A 16451-nucleotide genomic window follows, 5' to 3' on the forward strand; every position below is an offset into this window, starting at 1 on the left:
CGGGGCGGGACGGCCTCGGGCGGAGCACGCGCCGCCCCGAACGGCGCCCGCCGCCCCGCCTGTGCGCCGAGGGCGCGGGCGGGGCGGGCGCGCAGCGCGCGGACCTGGGACAGCTAGCGCGGGCGGGGCGGGCGCTCCCGAGATGGACCGCCCCGCCCGCCGGCTACGCGCCGTCGCCCGCGACAGCCTGGAGCTCCGCCGCCCGCGCCGCCGCGTTCGGGTCCTCGGCCGCTCGCTCGGCGACCCAGATCTCGTGGCCCGGGCGCGAGGCGACGCGGAGGCCGGCGGAGCGGAGCAGGGCCTCGCACGCCGCCGCGTTCGGCGCCCACCAGTTCGTAGGGTCGCCAGCCAGGCGGTGCTCGATAAAGGCCATCTGCGGCCAGCCCGGCTGGGCCATCTGCTCGCGCGCGTCGATGGGCAGGTTCTCGGGCGGGGCGGCGGCGGCCTCGCCCGGGGCCGTGAGCGTCTGGAACACGACGAGCCGCTCGGCCGCGCGCGCCACGAGGTCGAGGGCGAGGAGCGGGTAGCGGAGGTGGTAGAAGACGCCCATGAACCACACGAGGTCGAACGTCTCGTCCATCCGCGCGAGGTCGTAGACCGTCCCCTGCCGGAAGCGGACGCGGTCGGCGAGCCCGAACTGCTCGGCCGCCCACTCGGCCTGCGCGATGTAGTGCGGGTCCAACTCCAGGCCGGTCACGTCGGCCCCGCGCCGGGCCAGCTCGAAGGCGTAGAACCCGGCGTTCGAGCCGATGTCGAGCACGCGCCACCCGCTCAAGTCGTCGGGCACGTGCGGGGCGATCTCGCGCCACTTGAACGCGGGAAAGTCGCCGAGCGGGTGGTCGGGCGCCGTCTGCGTCCCGTCGGGGAGGTGGAGGTTGTGGAACCACGGCGCGCGCTCGGCCACGGCGCGCTCGGCGGCGGTGGAAGGCGCGGCGGGGCCGGCGGACTGGAGCGTGTCGAGGGTCATGGGCGGGGCGGTGGCGTGGGGAGCGGCCGTAGGCGCGGATGTGCGATGAGGGATGCGTGACCTGTCCCGGCGGGAGTCACGAATCCCCCGTCGCGCATCGGACGCGCGCCGGTCGTCTCGTCGGGCGTGTTGTAGCGGGGCGTCAAGCGGTGGCGGCGCGGGCCTCGTGGACGTAGCCGACGAGCTCCTCGGCGCGGTGGGCCGCCGTGTGGGCGGCGAGCACGCGCGCCCGCGCCCGCTCGCCGATGCGGCGGCGCTCGTCGTCCGGCGTGTCCTGGAGCGCGCTCAGCGCCTCCTCGGAGGACCGCGCGATGACGATCTCCTCGCCCGGTACAAAAAAAGAATCCAGCCCCTCCCACCAGTCGCTCACGACCGGCGTCGCGCACGCGGCGGCCTCGAACAGGCGGACGCTCGGCGCGTAGCCGGCCGCGACCATGTCGGCCCGCGTCAGGTTGAGCGTCCACCGCTGGCTCGTGTAGAACGCCCGGTGCTCGGCCGGCGGCAGGTGGTCGACACGGTCCACGTTGTCCGGCCACGCGACGTCGTCCGGGTAGCCCGGCCCGGCGACGACGAACCGCCCCGCCCGCCACTGCCGGGCGGGGTGGAGGAGGAGCCGTTCGAGGCCGGGCTGACGGTCGTCCGAGTACGTCCCCATGTAGCCCAGGTCGTGCGTGGGCGGGGCGGCGGGGTCGGGCGCGTAGGCCTCGGGGTCGACCGAGCAGTAGAGCGGCCGCGCCGCCGGGCTCCCGAACTCGCGCTCCAGCCGGTCCAGCGTAGGGCCGCCGGTGAACGAGAGGTAGAGGTCGTAGCCCGGGATCTGGCGCGGCGCCAGGTACTCGGTGTCGCCCCGCCCGAGCTTCGCGAGCGTGACCGGCGTGTCGATGTCGTAGAAGGCGACCGCCCCGCCCGCCGTCGCCTGCGCCCAGTCGCCCACGGCCACGCCGTCGGGCACGTACGACCCGACGACGACGAGGTCGGCGCGGCGGACGGCGTCGGCGTGCTCGTCCTTCAGCTCGTCCAGGGAGTCGTAGAGCCGCGTCGTGCCGTAGGGCGGGGCGGGGAGGTCGCGGTTGTCGGCGTACCACGGCTTGTCGCGCTCCAGGAAGAGCACGCGGTGGCCGGCGGCGTCGAGCGCGCGGACGAGCGCGCGGTACGTCGTCGCGTGGCCGTTCCCCCACGACGACGTGATGGAGAGGCCGAGGACGACGATGTCGAGGGGCGGGGGCATTCGGTACGGGGTACTCGGTACGGGGAGCCGGCGAGGTGCTGTACCGCCGGACCCCGTCCCTGCGCTATCGGGAGACGAGCTTGTTGAACCGGCTCGTCTCGCCGTCGTCGGTCTGGTCCTGGTAGAGGAGCGCGAGGCCGTTGGCGTCGAACTGCTCGAACCACTCGTCCCAGGAGATCTCCTTCAGGTTATCGGACTCGCTCTGCGGCGCGTCGGGGAACATGAGGCGGATGACCTCGCTGTCGCCGTCCTGCGTGTCCTTGACGGCGGCGGGCGTGCCGCCCCGCTCGTCGGCCCAGGTGCGGATGGTGTTGTGGTCGGTCGTGGTCTGGCTCATGGCAAGAGGGGAAAGGGGAGGGGAGAGGGCGGGGCGGACTCGGCGCGGCTGCACCGGCCGCCCCGCCCCTACACGCCGACGCCCTCCAACACGTTCTCCAGCACGGCCGCGCGGTGAGCGTAGGTGTGCTCGGCGAGCATCCGGCGGAGCGCGGCGTCGCCGATGTCGCGGGCGCGCTCGGGCGTGAGCGCGGCGAGGTGCTCGGCCACGTCCGCCCCGCCCTCGGCGACGAGCACCTCGCGGCCGGGCTCGAGGAACAGGTCGACGCCCTCCCAGGCGTCCGTGATCAGGCACGCCCCGGCGCCGGCCGCCTCGAACACGCGCGTGGCCGGGCTGAACCCGTACCGCGCCATGCTCTCGCGGCTCACGTTGAGGACCGCGCGCGGCGTGCAGTTGAACGCGTTGTGGTCCGGGACCGCCACGTGCCCCAGCGTGCGGACGTTCGCGAGGTCGGGCGCGTGCTCGGCCCACCCGCTCCCGCCCAGGAGGAACGACTCGTCCGGGAGCCGCTCGGCGGCGCCGTAGAAAAAGTCCAGGATGCGCGCCTCGCGGTCGGGCAGCCGGTTCGCGAGCAGCCCCAGCCCGCCCTCGAAGCGCGGGTCGGGCGGGGCGGGGTGGTGCGTCGTCGGGTCGAGCGCGTTGTAGATCGGGACGCAGTCGCGGGCGCCGAGCGCGCGGTAGGCGTCGACGACGGGCGGGCCGCCGCCGTACGTCAGCACGAGGTCGTACTGCGGGACGAGCGGGCTGAACGGGTCGGCCGCGTCCGTCTGCACGCGGTCGAGCGTGGCCGGCGCGTCGACGTCCCAGAAGGCGACGAGCGTGCCCGGCGCCTGGAGGCGGAGCACCTCGCGCTCCAGGTACTCGTCGAGCACGCCGACGCCGCTCGCCTTCACCACGAGGTCGGCGCCGGCGGCGCGCTCCAGCATCCGGGCCGCGTCGGCCTCGGTGGGCTCGTAGACCACGCTCTCGGCCCAATCCGGGTCGTCGAGGTCGCGGTGGGCCTGGCGGTCGAAGGCGTCGGGCTCGTAGAACGTGGTCGTGTGGCCGCGCTCGCTCAGCGCGCGGATGATGCCGCGGTAGTAGGTGGCCGCCCCGTTCCAGTAGGCCGAGACGAGGCTGGAGCCGAAAAACGCGATGTGCACGGCGGTTAGGGACTGGGGATCGGGGACTGGGGACTGGAAATCGCCCCGCCCCGCTCGGGCGGGGCGGCGGGTTTTGGGGCGGCGGGCTCCACCCCGCCCACGCCTAGCTCGGCAAGGATGGCGTCGAGCTCGTCGACGCGGTGGGCGCAGGTGTGGCGGGCGCGGATCGTGGCGAGGCCGTGCGCGCGGAGCGACGCGGCGAGGCTCGGGTCGTGGAGCACGTCGCGGAGGTGGCGCTGCATCTCGGCGCCGTCGCGGGCGATGAGAAAGTCCTCGCCGGGCGTGAACAGGCCCTCGGCGTCGTCCCACGGCGAGCACACGAGCGGGATGCCGCAGGCGAGCGTCTCGAACGGGCGGATCGTCGGGATGCCGGGGAGCGCCTCGACGTAGGGCCGGCGCGGGACGTGGACCGTTACCCCGAACTGCGCGAGCGTCCGCGGCACGTCGGCGCTGGGGAGCCAGCCGCCGTACTCGATGCCGGCCGCCGCGAGCGCCGCGCGCGCGTGCTCGGGGTAGCGGACGCCGTGGACGCGGGCGCTCAGCCCCAGCGCCTCGACGGGGTCCAGCAGGAACTCGTGAAGCTCCGCCGTCCGCTCCTCGTCGCCCCAGTTGCCGACCCAGACGAGGTCGCCCTCGCGCTCGGCCTCGCGGGGGTAGAAAAAGCGCGTGTCGGCCGCCTCGTGCCACGTCCACGCGCGCTCGGCCCAGCCGCGGTCGAGGTAGAGCCGGCGGAGCACGTCGCCGAAGGCGAGCACGCCGTCGAACCCGCTCAGGTCGTAGGCGCCCATCGTCTCGGGCTCCGTCACCGCCCGGTGGTGCGTGTCGTGGAACAGGAGCCGGTAGCCGGCGCCCCGCCGGTGCCGCCCGACGCGGGCGACGAGGTCGTGGTCGCTCCACTCGTGCACGACGACGGCGTCCGCCCCGCCCAGAGCCTCGTCCAGGTCCAGCGTCGCCGGGTCGTAGGACCGGCTGATGCCGCGGAGCTGCGGGTACGCGTCGAGGAACGCCTCGACCGGCCCCTCGCCGTGCTCGGCGCGGAGGTTCTGGAGGCTCCACGCGTCCTCGGGCTCCCAGACCGTCACGTCGTGGCCGCGCGCGACGAGCTCGCTCACGACGCCGCGCAGGAAGTGCGCGTTGCCGTGGTTCCAGTCGGAGAGGAGCGAGTGGTAGAAGAGCGCGAACGTCATGCGGCGGGGAGCGGGTAACGAGTGACGAGCAAGGCGCGCCGCGGGCGGGGCGGCCGCTAGCGCGAGGTCACGCGGAGAGCGGGCGAGCAGGGCGGGGCGGCGGCAGTCCCCCTCCTAGCCAGGAGGGGCCAGGGGTGGTTGTCGGGTGGGCAGGGCGGTTCCGACGGGCGGGGCGGCAGAAGCGGCCGCCCCGCCCCACTCGGACGCCGCTCCCTCACCCTGGCTCCGCCGACCTGTCGGTTGTCCCTCTCCCGGGGGAAGAGGGGACGCCGTAGCGAGTGTGCGGGCGGGGTGGGAAGGCGTGCGCTTCTCAGAGTCTGTTTGAGGCTGCACGGCGTTCTCCTCCCCCCAGCGGGGGGAGGCTGGGAGGGGGGTGACGGGCCGAGCGCCCCGCCCCGAGCCGACGTCTGTCCCCCACCCCGGCCCTCCCCCGGTGGGGGAGGGGGAGATCCCAAACAGCCGCTCAGAGCCCGCCCCGCCCGCGCCGAACGACGCCTGCGCGCGGCGGTAGACCGCGAGCGTGCCCTCGGCCGTCCGCTCCGGCGTGAACGTCAGCGCCCGCGCCCGCGCCCGCCCCGCCCACTGCGCGCGGGCGTCGGCGTCGGAGGCGAGCGCGCCGACGGCGTCCGCGAGCGCGGCGGCGTCCGAGGCGTAGAGGGCCGCCCCGCCCCACACCTCGCGGAGCGAGGGGACGTCGCCCAGGACGAGCGCGCAGCCGGCGAGGGCGGCTTCGAGCGCGCTCAGCCCGAACGGCTCGTAGCGGGCGGGGAGGGCGTAGACGGCGGCCCGCCCCATCTCGGCCGCGAGCGCGTCGGGCGCGAGCCGCCCCAGCGCCTCGACGCCGGGCGGGGCGGGACGCAAACCACCGTCGGGGTGCGCCGTGCTCCCGGCCACGCGGACCGGCCACGGCAGCGCAGGCGCGGCCTCGGCCAGCCGGTCGAGTCCCTTGGCTTCGTCCCACAGCCGCCCCGCTGCGAGCACGGCGGGCTCCTTCTCGGCCGGAGGAAAGCGCCGCGCGTCGCGCCCGTTCGGCACGACGGCCGACGGCGGGAGCGGCCCGTAGTGGCGGACGAGCGCGTCCAGCATGGCGGCCGTCGGCGCGAGGACGGCGTCCGCCCCGCCCAGACCGGCGCGGACGGCGTCGGCGTAGCGGCCCCAGGCGGGCGGGGCGGGCTCGCCGTGGACGGCCTCCCACCACGAGAGCACGCACGAGTGACCGGCCACGACGACCGGCACGCCCCAGTCGAGCGCCCCGTGCGCGTAGTCGTTGAGGTGGACGACGTCGGGGCGCACGGCGTCGCGGAGGCGGAGCAGCCAGTCGCCGGCCGCCGCCACGTCGCCCCACGGATTGTCCATCCATTCGAGCTGGTAGTCGCTCTCCCAGAGCGCGACGTGCGGCATGGCCTCGATCTGGGCGCGCTCGGCAGCCGGGACCGCCCCGCCCGCCGTCGCAAGCGTGACCTCGACGCCGAGCGGCCCGAGCGCGCCCGCCAGCTCGACGGCGTACGTCAGCACGCCGCCGACGGTGTCGGCGGTCATCAGGACGCGGAGGGGGCGGGGCGGCGTCACGGGCGCTCCGTCCGGGGGCGGCCGTAGATCCAATCGAGCACGTCGTGAAGCGCGACGAGTCGCTCGGCCTCCGGATCGAAGCCGGCGCCGGCGGCCAGCCCTTCGGCCCACGCCACGGCCGCGCGCCCGCCCCAGTCGTCGGGCGGGGCGGCGATCGTCTCGCGCGCGGTCCCCTGGAGGCGCTCGGCCGTAAAGTCGTAGAACGAGCCGTCGACGTTCGCGAGGCGCGCCCCGCCCTCGGTCCCGTAGACCGTCGCTTCGATGGCGGCGTCCTGGCCGGCCGGCGCGTTCCACGAGCACGCGAGGCGGACCGTCGCGCCGGCCGCGCTCGCCGCCCCGCCCGCCAGGTCCAGCGTAGCGAGGGCGTAGTCCTCGACGCGGTCCACGGGGAGCGGGAGCCGCTCGCCGCCCGAGTACAGCGCGCTCTGGACGGCCTCGACGTCTGGGTAGTCCAGCGCCCACAGCGCGAGGTCGACGAGGTGCACGCCGAGGTCCATGACGCACCCGCCGCCCGAGCGCTCGGCGTCGTAGAACCACGCCTTGTCCGGCCCATAGGCGTTGTGGAACGTGAGGTCGACGGCGTAGACGCTCCCCAGCGCGCCGCCCTGGACGAGGTTGCGGATCTCGGGGACGCCCGCGACGCGGCGGTACGAGAGGTCGACGCCCAGCGGCCGGTCGGCCGCGCGTGCGGCGTCGACCACGCGGCGGGCCTCGGCCGCGCTCCGCGCCAGCGGTTTCTGGCAGAACACGGCGACGCCGCGTTCGAGCGCCGCCACGCTCTGCGCCGCGTGCATCGCGCTCGGCGTGGCGATCACGACGCCGTCCAGGTCGAGCGCGAGGAGCGCGTCGAGGTCCGCCGCCGCCTCGGCGCCCGGCGCCGCCTCCTGCGCCGCGGCGACCGCCTCGCTCGACGGGTCCGACACGGCGACGACCTCGGCCGCCCCGCTCTGGACAATCGCCTCCATCCGGTTCCGCCCGATCCACCCGACGCCCAAGAACCCCAGGCGCGGGCGCCCCGCGGGCGGGGCGGGGCGGGGGGTGGTCGCGGTGTCGGTCGTCTCCATCGGGTTGGGGCAGGCCGCCCCGCCCCGGCGAGAAGCGAGCGGCGGGCGGCGAGAGAAAAGGTCCCCCTCCTGGACAACCGTCAGGTCGGCGCAGCCAGGAGGGGCATGCGTGGTGGACCGGGTGGGCGGGGTGGTCCTAATGGGCGGGGCGGTAGGATCGACTTCCCCGCCCTATTCAGCCATCAGTCGGTGCAGCGAGGAAGGGCTAGAGGCGGCGCCGCGGGCGGGGCAGCAGAGTCGGCCGCCCCGCCCGGCCCGGACGTTGGTCCCCCACCCCGCCCGTTGGGTCCGGCCCTCCCCCGGTGGGGGAGGGGACTCCCACCAGGCGGACCGTTTTAGTCATCCGAGGGCGGGGCGGTGACGACGAGCGCCTTCATGAACCCGTCCGGCCGCGCGCCCGTGGCGTCGAGCGCCTCGCCCAGCCGGTCGAGCCCGTAGGTGTGCGTGAGGAGCGGGCGCGGGTCCATCCGGCCCTCGGCGACGGCCGCGACGGCCAGCCGGATGCCCTCGGTGTAAACGGCCGGGTCGCGCTCGTGCGCGTTGATGACGTCGAGCCCGCGCCAGTTCCAGAGCTGCATGTTCACGCACCGCAGGCCGTCCTGGTGGTAGCCCGCCACGACGAGCCGGCCGCGGACGGCGCACAGCTCGGCGGCCAGGTCCAGCGGGTCCTGCTTGCCCGTGCACTCGAACACGACCGGGCAGCCCGCCCCGCCCGTGAGCTCGAACACGCGCTCGACCACGCGTCCCCGGTCGCCGTCGAGCTCAATGGTCTCGGCGGCGCCGGCCGCGCGGGCGGCGTCCAGCGACGTGCCGCGGCGCGAGATCCCGACGACGCGGGCGCCGTCGGCCACGGCCAGCTGCGTGAGGAGCGCGCCGAGAAAGCCGACGCCGACGACGGCGACGGTCTGCCCGGCCTCGACGCCGGCCCGGCGGTAGATGTTGAGGGCGCAGCCTAGCGGCTCGCCCGGGAACGGGACGCCGTCGAGCGACGGCGGGAGCACGACGCAGCCCTCGGCGTCGGCCAGGTCGTGCGTGGCGTAGGCGTGGTAGGTGATGGCCGCCACGCGGTCGCCCACGGCCGGCGCCTCGACGCCCTCGCCCACGGCCTCGACCACGCCCCAGCCCTCGTGGCCCGGCCCGCCGGGCTCCTGCGGGTATGAGAACCACTCGCGGCCCTCCCACACGGGCACGTTCGAGGCGCACACGCCGGACCCCTCCAGCCGGAGGCGGACTTGGCCGGCGCCGGGCTCGGGGAGCGGCACGTCGCGCATCTCCACCCCGCCCGGCTCGGTGACGACGGCGGCGCGCGACGGCCCGGGCGGGGCGGCGGCGGCGGGCGGGGCGGGAGACGGGTCGGTCACGGGTGGTGGTGCGGTAGGTCGGTAAGTCAGTGGATCAGTAGGTCAGGGAGAGGGGGCTCCTCAATCGCCTCGTGCGCTCCCGCCCCGCCCTTTCAGCGAGACCGGGGCGGGGAGGTGCGCGAGTGTCCCAAACGAGTCGTACCGACCTACTGACCCACCGATCCACTGACCCCCTGACCCAGGGCGGGGTGGTGAGCGGCGAGCCAGTCGTGGAGGCGGCGGACGCCCTCGTCGACGCCCACGCGGGGCGCCCAGCCGATGGCGTCGCCGAGCGCCCGCGCGTCGGCCACGTAGTAGCGCTGGTCGCCCTGGCGCCACCCGTCGAACGACACGTCGACGGGCGTGCCGGTGAGGCCGCCGATCTGATCGAGCAGCTCGACGAGGCTGACCGCGTTCGCCGCCCCGCCCCCGATGTTGAAGGCGCGCGCGGCGGTCCGGTCGATGTGCTCGACGGCGCCGACGAGCGCGTCCACGAGGTCGTCCACGAACAGGACGTCGCGGACCTGCTTGCCGTCGCCGTAGAGCGTGATGGGCTCGCGTGCGAGCGCGCGGATGAGGAAGTGGGCGACCCACCCCTGGTCCTCGGTCCCGAACTGGTGCGGGCCGTAGATGCAGCTCATCCGAAAGACCGTTGCCGGGAGCCCGTAGGAGCGGGCGTAGTCCAGGACGTACTGGTCGGCGGCCCCCTTCGAGCAGCCGTAGGGGCTGTGGAAGTCGAGCGGGCGGGCCTCGGAGATCCCGTGCGCGCGCGTCTCGGCGTCGGCCGGCGCCCACCGCGTCTCGCCCTCCTCCATCTCCAGATCGGCGAGGTCGCCGTAGACCTTGTTCGTCGACGTGAACAGGAGCGGGGGCGGGGCGGACCGCTCGCGGACGGCTTCGAGCACGTTGAGCGTGCCTTCGAGGTTCGAGCCGAAGTCCTCGCGCGGGTCCGTCAGGCTGGTCGTGACCGCGACCTGGGCCGCAAAGTGGTACACCGCCGACGCGTCGCGCACGGCGTGGCGCACGGCGAACGCGTTGCGGACGTCGCCCAGCTCCACCTCGACGCGGTCGGGGTACGTCTCGGTCAGCCACGCCAGGTTCGTCTCGACGCCCGGCCGCGAGAGGTTGTCGAACACGCGGACGCGGCGGCCCTCCGACGCCAGCCGCGCGGCCAGGTTCGTGCCCACGAAGCCGGCCCCGCCCGTGACGAGGGCGGGGCGGTCGTCGCGGGCGCCGTCGACGTGGAGGGCCGGGGCCGCGACGGCGGCCCCGTCGCCGCGGGCGTCGGCCGCCCCGCCCGCGGGCGCCTCGTTTGCGGCCGCCCCGCCCGGGACCGCCCCGCTCAAGCCGGGGCGGGGCGGCTCGGGCGCGGCCGGGACGCGCTCGGCGTGGGCGGCCACGGCCGCGAGCGCCGCCGGGTCGCCGGACGCCAGGAGGCGGTGGAGCAGCTTGGGCCGCCCGTTCGCGCGCTTCAGCCCGAAGTGGTAGTGCCGGTCGTCGCGGTGGAACCCGCTGTCGGCCGGGAGGTCGGGGTGGAGATCCTGCGCGGCGTACCAGTAGACGCGGCCGGCGCCCGAGTCCAGCGCGCGCTGGAACTCGAGCACCTGGCGGTGCTCGTCGTGGCGCCACGTGGCGTAGCCGGCCTCAGTGATCCACAGCGGGCGCGCCCAGCCCCCGTGCTCCAGCGTGGCGCGGACGGTGTCGAGCGTCTGGGGCCAGTCGAGGAACTTGTCGTCCCAGGTGTCCGGGAAGCCGTGCACGCCGACGACGTCGATAAAGTCGAGCAGGCCCTTCTTGCCCATGTGGTAGAGCCAGGGCGGGTCGGTCGGGCTCATCCCGCCGAGGACTGTCTTCCACCCCCGCTTCTGGACCCAGTGCGCCGCCCCGCTCGCCATCTCAGCGAACGCGTCCCACTCGGGGTCAGCGTACCAGTCCCAGTAGTGGTGGTTGTTGGCCTCGTTCCAGATCTCGACGTGCTCGAAGTGCCGGCCGTAGCGGTCGAGCACGACGTCGAGAAAGTCGGCGTAGGCCTTGAGGTCGCGGGGCGGCGACGTCGGGTTGCCGGAGCGCGAGATCGAGGGCGGGACGTAGAGCGCGCACGGGAGCACCTCGGCCTGGCGCGCGAGGCGCGGGAGGAGCCAGTCGAACCACTCCGGCCCGCCGTCCGAGACGAAGTCGGCCCACGAGAGCCCGGTGCGGACGTGCTCGACGCCCAGCGCGGCGAGGTCTGAGAGGACCTCCTCGGCGCGCTCGTACTCGCCCGTGCGGATCCATTCGAGCAGGCCCCACGCCGCCCCGCCCGCCGCGGCGTTGTCGGGGGTCGCGTTCGTCGTCGTGTCGTTGTGCATGGTCAAACCGTGAGCCCCCGGGCCGCCAGCTCGCCGCTGGCCTGGTCGACGCGGTCCGTCGCCGTCTGCGTGTCGAGCCACCCCGCCAGCTCGTCGAGCCCGTCGCGGAGCGCGACCTGGGGCCGGTAGCCCAGCCGCTCCTCGGCCTTCGTGATGTCGGCGAAGCAGTGGCGGATGTCGCCGACGCGGTACGTCCCGACGACCTCGGGGTCGAGGTCGCTCTTGCCCAGCACCTCGCCGGTTAGCCGGGCGATGTCGAGGACCGAGCGCGGGTCGCCGCTGCCCACGTTGAACGTCTCGCCGTCGGCCTCGGGGGCCTCCAGCGCGAGCGCGACCGCCCGCGCCACGTCCGTCACGTGGACGAAGTCGCGGAGCTGGCGGCCGTCCTCGAAGATTTTGGGCGGGCTGTCGTTGAGGAACCGCGAGCCGAAGATGGCGAGGACGCCGGTGTACGGGTTCGAGAGCGCCTGCCGCGTGCCGTAGGCGTTGAAAAAGCGCATCGCCGCCGTCGGCACGCCGTAGGCCGCGCCGGTCATCAGGCACAGCCGCTCCTGGTCGTACTTCGAGAGCGCATAGACGCTCGTCGGGTCGGGCGTCTTGGTCTCGGGCGTCGGGAGCGGGGTGAGCGCCTCGCCGTCGGCGTCGCGGACCTCCCAGTCGCGGGCTTCGAGCTGGGCGCGCGGGCGGGGCGGGACCTCGCGCGTGCCGCCGTCGCCGCGTGCCGAGGCGTACAGCCCCTCGCCGTAGAGGCTCATCGACGAGGCCACGACCAGCTTCTCGACCGGCCGGTCGGCGTCGCGTCGCGCGACGACCTCCTCCAGCAGCACGGCCGTGCCCAGGTTGTTGACGTCGGTGTACTCGGCGATCTCGTACATGCTCTGCCCCACGCCGACGGCCGCCGCGAGGTGGACGACCCGGTCGGCGCCGTCGAGCGCGGCGCGAACGGCGTCCCGGTCGCGGACGTCGCCGCGGACGAGCTCGACGTCGGCGGCGAGGTAATCGGGGCGGAAGTCGGGCGCGGCGGCGGCCGGTCCGTGGACCTGCTCGCTCAGCGCGTCGAGCGCGCGGACGGTGTGGCCGCGCCGGAGCAGTTCGTCGGCAAGGTGGGAGCCGATAAAGCCGGCGCCGCCCGTGACGAGGACGGTCTGAGACATAGGGGAGGGGCGTGGAGAAGGGGCCGCTGGAGCCCGGGCGGGGCGTTCAGCAGCTTCATCAACCTACCCGGGCGGCCGCCCGCGCGCACGCCGCCCCGCCCCGCCCGATCGACTTTGGGGAAAGTCACCGGGCCTCTGTAGGGGAACCTCCTGAGTCCGCCCGCCGGTTCGTGCGCCGCAGCGCGGAGCGGGGCGTTGATCCGCCGAGGCGCCACCCCGCCCGCGCGCCTGGGCGGGGTGGTGCAGAGGGCGGGGCGGTCCCGGACGGCGTGGCGCGGACGGCGTTGCGTGCAACGCCGCTACGGCGTCCGCCCCGCTCGCACGGAGCGAGGGCGGGGCGGCCGCTGCGCACCGGGCGACCGCCGGTCGTCCCTACGACCGCCCCGCCCGCGGCATGGGCGGGGCGGCCGCATTCTGCCCGCTGCTCGCTGCTCGCTGCCCGCCGTCAGGGGGCCGCGCCCGCCGCCTCGGCCGCCCTCTTCTGGCGGACCTGCTCGCTCAGCCACTGGCTCCACCGGCGCGCCTTCGCGTTGTGCTCGCTCACGGTCCGGCTAAAGTCATGGCCGCCCGAGCCGTCGGCGACGAAGAAGAGGTAGTCGTGGGCCTCGTTGTCGAGGACCGCGTCGATCGTCCCGTCGGCGGGGTTCGTGATGGGGCCGGGCGGGAGGCCGTCGATCCGGTACGTGTTGTAGTCGCTGGGGTAGGCGTAGTCGCGGAACAGGAGCCGCCGCATCCGGGGCTCCCCGCCCTCCTCCATGAGCGCGAACTGGACCGTGGGGTCGGCCTGGAGCCGCATGCGGCCCGCCGACGTCCGCCCGAGCAGGCGATTCACGTAGACGCCCGCGATCCGGCGGCGCTCCTCGGGCTTGCGCGCCTCCCACTCGACGATGGACGCCAGCGTGACGACCTCGTCGGGCGTCAGCCCCAGGGCCTCGGCCTTGGCGCGGCGCTCGGGCGTCCAGAAGCGGTCGTAGCGCTCGTGGATGCGCCGCAGCGCCGTCTCGGCGTCGTCAGTCCAGTACATGTCGAACGTCTCGGCGAGCATCTGCCCGTGGAGGTGCGCGACGTTCGTACCCATCGAGTCCGCAAAGGCGGGGTCGCGGAGGAGGCGCGCGACGGCCGCCGAGTCGGTCCCGAGCTGGTTGCGGAGCACGCGGGCCGTCCGCTCGGGGCGGCTGCCCGGCGGGATCGTGATGCGGATGGGGTCCTGGAGCCCCTTCCTGATCTTGTCGAGCACGGCCCAGTTGGTCATCCCCGGCTCGAGGTAGTAGTGCCCCGTCTTGACCTGCTCGTCCCACCCGGTCACGTTCCCGAGCGCGGACAGCGACGTCCGCGAACGGACCGCGCCGACCGACTCCAGCGAGTCGAGCAGCCCCTCGAACGAGGTCCCCTCGGGGACGCGCACGCTGTACGGCTCCTCGGCGGCCGGCGTGTTGGGCAGGAACGCGAGCCACGCCGCGACGCCGGCCCCGACGAGGCCGAGCAGGACGAGGATCAGGAGGACGGTCTTCATGGGGAGAGTCGAGAGGTACGGGGTACCCGGTACGGAGTACGGTTAGAATCGGAGGCGTACCCGGTACCACGTACCCTGTACCCACCCCTCAGGCGGTCACGCGGCGCCGTCACCGCCGGCCGCCCCGCCCCGCCCCTGCTCGCGGCTGTCGACGGTGCAGACGGTGTGGATGCCGCCGCGGACCGTGTAGTCGGTCGTGACGACGAGGCGGTCGGGGTCGTCGAGCCAGCCCATGAGGTCCTCGAACAGGAGCGCCGTGATGTCCTCCTGGGCCGCCCCGATGTGGCGCCAGCTCAGGAGGTAGTACTTGAGGCTCTTGAGCTCGAGGAGCCACGAGCCCGGCACGTACTCGACGCGGACGGTCCCCGAGTCGGGGAGGCCGGAAAACGGGCAGAGCGCCGTGAACTCGCCGGGCTCGGTCGTGTAGACCACGCGCTGCCGCGCCGCGTGCGTGTACGGCATCCGGTGGACCTCGGCTTGGCGCGCGTCCGGCGGCAGGAACAGCGCGACGCGGCCCTCGGGCTCGATCCCGTAGCGGGCCATGTGCGCGAGCGAGGCGCGTGTGTTCTCCAGCGCCTCCTGGTGGAAGGCGTCGAGGCGGTCGGCGGGAGAGTCGGTCGTGGGCATGGGCGGACCCAGGGGCGGGGTGGGGCGCGCAGAGTGGCGCCGGGGCGGTGCGAGGATAGCAACGGCCGCCCCGCCCCCGTTCCGCGCGGGCGCCGCGTTCTTCGCAGAACCTCACGCGCGGGCGGGGCGGACCGCCGCCGCCGGGCCGTTCCTTGGCGCATGTCCACGCCGCCCCGCCCCGCCCCGCCCGCCCAACGCTCCGCCAGCGGGTCGCCCGCCGGCAGGTCGCCCGACGCGGAGCGCTCTGCGCTCGTCCTGTTCTCGGGCGGCCAGGACTCGACGACGTGCCTGTTCTGGGCGCTCTCGCCCGAGGGCGGCGCGTTCGACCGCGTCGAGGCCGTCGCGTTCGACTACGGGCAGAAGCACGCCGTCGAGATCGGGCAGGCCCGGCAAATCGCCGACGCGGCCGGCGTCCCGTTCGCCGTCCAGGACCTGAGCGGCCTGCTGGCCGGCTCGTCGCTGACCGAGCACGACCGCGACTCGAACGACGTTCACGACCTCGCGCCCGACCTCCCGGCGTCGTTCGTGCCCGGCCGGAACGCCTTGTTCCTCACGCTCGCCGCCGCGCGCGGCTTCCTCCGCGGCACGCGCGACCTCGTCGGTGGCATGTGCGAGACCGACTACAGCGGCTACCCCGACTGCCGGGCCGACTTCGTCGAGAGCCAGGCGCAGACGCTCACCCTCGCGCTCGGCCAGCCCGTCCGCATCTGGACGCCGCTCATGCACCTGACGAAGGCCGAGACGTGGAAGCTGGCCCGCGACTTAGGGGAGGTCCGCGGCCTCGACGTGCTCGAAACGGTCCGCGAGCTTAGCCACACCGACTACAACGGCGACCGGACCGAGCGCCACGCGTGGGGCTACGGCCGCCTCGACAACCCGGCGTCCGTCCTGCGCGCGCGCGGCTACGCCGAGGCCGAAGCGAACGGGTGGCTCGGAGAACGCTGAACGATGAACGCTGAAGAACTCCGCCCGCCCCGCCCCGCCCGCGACGTTGCTACGAGGTCCCCTCTCCCCGAGGGCGAGGGCGGGGTGGCACACGGGCGGCCAGACGTGGAGCCCGCCGGCGCCCGCCCCGCCCCGCCCGACGAGCGCGAGGGCGGGGTGGCGGACCGCCTAGTCGACTCGCCGCCGGGCGGGCGGCGCTACGCCGTCAAGGCGCTGTGGCGGACGGTCCAGGGCGAGGGCGTCTGGGCGGGGCGGCCGGCCGTGTTCGTCCGCCTGGCCGGGTGCAACCTGTGGAGCGGCTACGAGGGCGACCGCGAGCGCGACGCGGCCCGCCACGGGAACGCCTGCGCCCTGTGGTGCGACACCGACTTTACGCGCGAGGGCGCCGTCAAGCTCTCGGCGGATGCCCTCGCCGCCGAGGCCGCGCGCGTGGGCGGGGCGGTCCGCTTCTGCGTGCTGACGGGCGGCGAGCCGCTCCTCCAGGCCGACGCCGCCCTCGTGGGCGCGCTCCACGCGGCCGGCTTCACGGTCGCCGTCGAGACGAACGGGACGCAGCGCCTGGCCGACGCCTTCGGCGACGGCGACCGCCCGGACTGGGTCGTGTGCAGCCCAAAGCTCCCCGAGGGCGCGCTGCGCCTGGAGGCGTGCGACGAGCTCAAGCTGGTCGTCCCCGACTACCGCCCCGCCCAGTACGCCGCGTTCGCCGGCCGCGTCCGCGAGCACGGCGCGGGCGCCGCGCGGCGCCGCGCGCTCTGGGTCCAGCCCGAGGACGGCCCGCGGCTGGCGGAGGCGACGCGGCTGGCGCTCGACCTCGTGTTCGAGGACCCGCGGTGGCGCGTCTCGGTCCAGACGCACAAGCACCTCGGCGTGGACTGACCACCCCGCCCGGGCGGGGTGGTCGTAGCCACGCCCGGCTCACGCGCCAGTCGACGAGGGCGAGCACCACGTGACGGTCCTGCTCCACAGCCTGCTCCGGGTTGGAACGCTGAACGCGATCGTAGGCGACGTGGCCGCTCACCTCGGCATGAGC

The 16451-nt window shown here is 75.0% G+C and carries 14 protein-coding genes; 2 read left to right on the forward strand and 12 right to left on the reverse strand.

The window, feature by feature from the left end:
• Window positions 1–163 precede the first annotated feature (163 nt).
• From RM540_RS12675 to queF, 12 genes are all read right to left on the reverse strand, one after another.
• A complete protein-coding gene (locus RM540_RS12675) occupies window positions 164–967 on the reverse strand; it encodes a TIGR04290 family methyltransferase (RefSeq protein WP_311664656.1) in 804 nt (267 codons plus the stop codon).
• Window positions 968–1109: 142 nt separating this feature from the next.
• Window positions 1110–2195, reverse strand: coding sequence for a CgeB family protein (locus tag RM540_RS12680; RefSeq protein WP_311664657.1), 1086 nt, complete (start codon window positions 2193–2195; stop codon window positions 1110–1112).
• 64 nt (window positions 2196–2259) lie between these two features.
• Window positions 2260–2532: a hypothetical protein gene (locus RM540_RS12685; RefSeq protein ID WP_311664659.1), complete on the reverse strand. Its 273-nt coding sequence runs from the start codon at window positions 2530–2532 to the stop codon at window positions 2260–2262.
• A 68-nt stretch (window positions 2533–2600) separates the two neighbouring features.
• The gene (locus RM540_RS12690; protein WP_311664662.1) at window positions 2601–3674 is read right to left on the reverse strand and encodes a CgeB family protein; all 1074 of its coding nucleotides are present in this window, start codon (window positions 3672–3674) and stop codon (window positions 2601–2603) included.
• Between the two features lie 5 nt (window positions 3675–3679).
• The gene (locus RM540_RS12695; protein WP_311664664.1) at window positions 3680–4861 is read right to left on the reverse strand and encodes a CgeB family protein; all 1182 of its coding nucleotides are present in this window, start codon (window positions 4859–4861) and stop codon (window positions 3680–3682) included.
• A gap of 114 nt (window positions 4862–4975) precedes the next feature.
• On the reverse strand, window positions 4976–6400 hold the full coding sequence (locus tag RM540_RS12700; RefSeq protein ID WP_311664666.1) for a glycosyltransferase family 4 protein: 1425 nt from the start codon (window positions 6398–6400) through the stop codon (window positions 4976–4978).
• A 26-nt stretch (window positions 6401–6426) separates the two neighbouring features.
• Window positions 6427–7494, reverse strand: a complete 1068-nt coding sequence (locus RM540_RS12705; RefSeq protein WP_311664668.1) for a Gfo/Idh/MocA family protein — start codon at window positions 7492–7494, stop codon at window positions 6427–6429.
• Window positions 7495–7829: 335 nt separating this feature from the next.
• The gene (locus RM540_RS12710; protein WP_349256327.1) at window positions 7830–8765 is read right to left on the reverse strand and encodes an MDR/zinc-dependent alcohol dehydrogenase-like family protein; all 936 of its coding nucleotides are present in this window, start codon (window positions 8763–8765) and stop codon (window positions 7830–7832) included.
• 236 nt (window positions 8766–9001) lie between these two features.
• The gene (locus RM540_RS12715; RefSeq protein WP_311664672.1) at window positions 9002–11182 is read right to left on the reverse strand and encodes an NAD-dependent epimerase/dehydratase family protein; all 2181 of its coding nucleotides are present in this window, start codon (window positions 11180–11182) and stop codon (window positions 9002–9004) included.
• Window positions 11183–11184: 2 nt separating this feature from the next.
• Window positions 11185–12336 carry an SDR family NAD(P)-dependent oxidoreductase gene (locus RM540_RS12720; RefSeq protein WP_311664674.1) on the reverse strand — a complete coding sequence of 384 codons (1152 nt, stop codon included), beginning with the start codon at window positions 12334–12336 and terminating at the stop codon, window positions 11185–11187.
• Window positions 12337–12781: 445 nt separating this feature from the next.
• A complete protein-coding gene (gene mltG, locus RM540_RS12725; RefSeq protein WP_311664676.1) occupies window positions 12782–13849 on the reverse strand; it encodes an endolytic transglycosylase MltG in 1068 nt (355 codons plus the stop codon).
• 96 nt (window positions 13850–13945) lie between these two features.
• A complete protein-coding gene (gene queF / locus RM540_RS12730) occupies window positions 13946–14476 on the reverse strand; it encodes a preQ(1) synthase (protein ID WP_311664678.1) in 531 nt (176 codons plus the stop codon).
• Between the two features lie 159 nt (window positions 14477–14635).
• On the opposite strand from queF, the gene queC reads away from it, so the two are divergent.
• Complete coding sequence (gene queC, locus RM540_RS12735; RefSeq protein WP_311664680.1) at window positions 14636–15421, forward strand: 7-cyano-7-deazaguanine synthase QueC; 786 nt, start codon at window positions 14636–14638, stop codon at window positions 15419–15421.
• Window positions 15422–15424: 3 nt separating this feature from the next.
• A complete protein-coding gene (locus RM540_RS12740) occupies window positions 15425–16297 on the forward strand; it encodes a 7-carboxy-7-deazaguanine synthase QueE (RefSeq protein ID WP_311664681.1) in 873 nt (290 codons plus the stop codon).
• Window positions 16298–16451: the final 154 nt, after the last annotated feature.

The organism is Rubrivirga litoralis, assembly GCF_031846415.1.
GTDB classification, from domain to species: Bacteria; Bacteroidota; Rhodothermia; order Rhodothermales; family Rubricoccaceae; genus Rubrivirga; species Rubrivirga litoralis.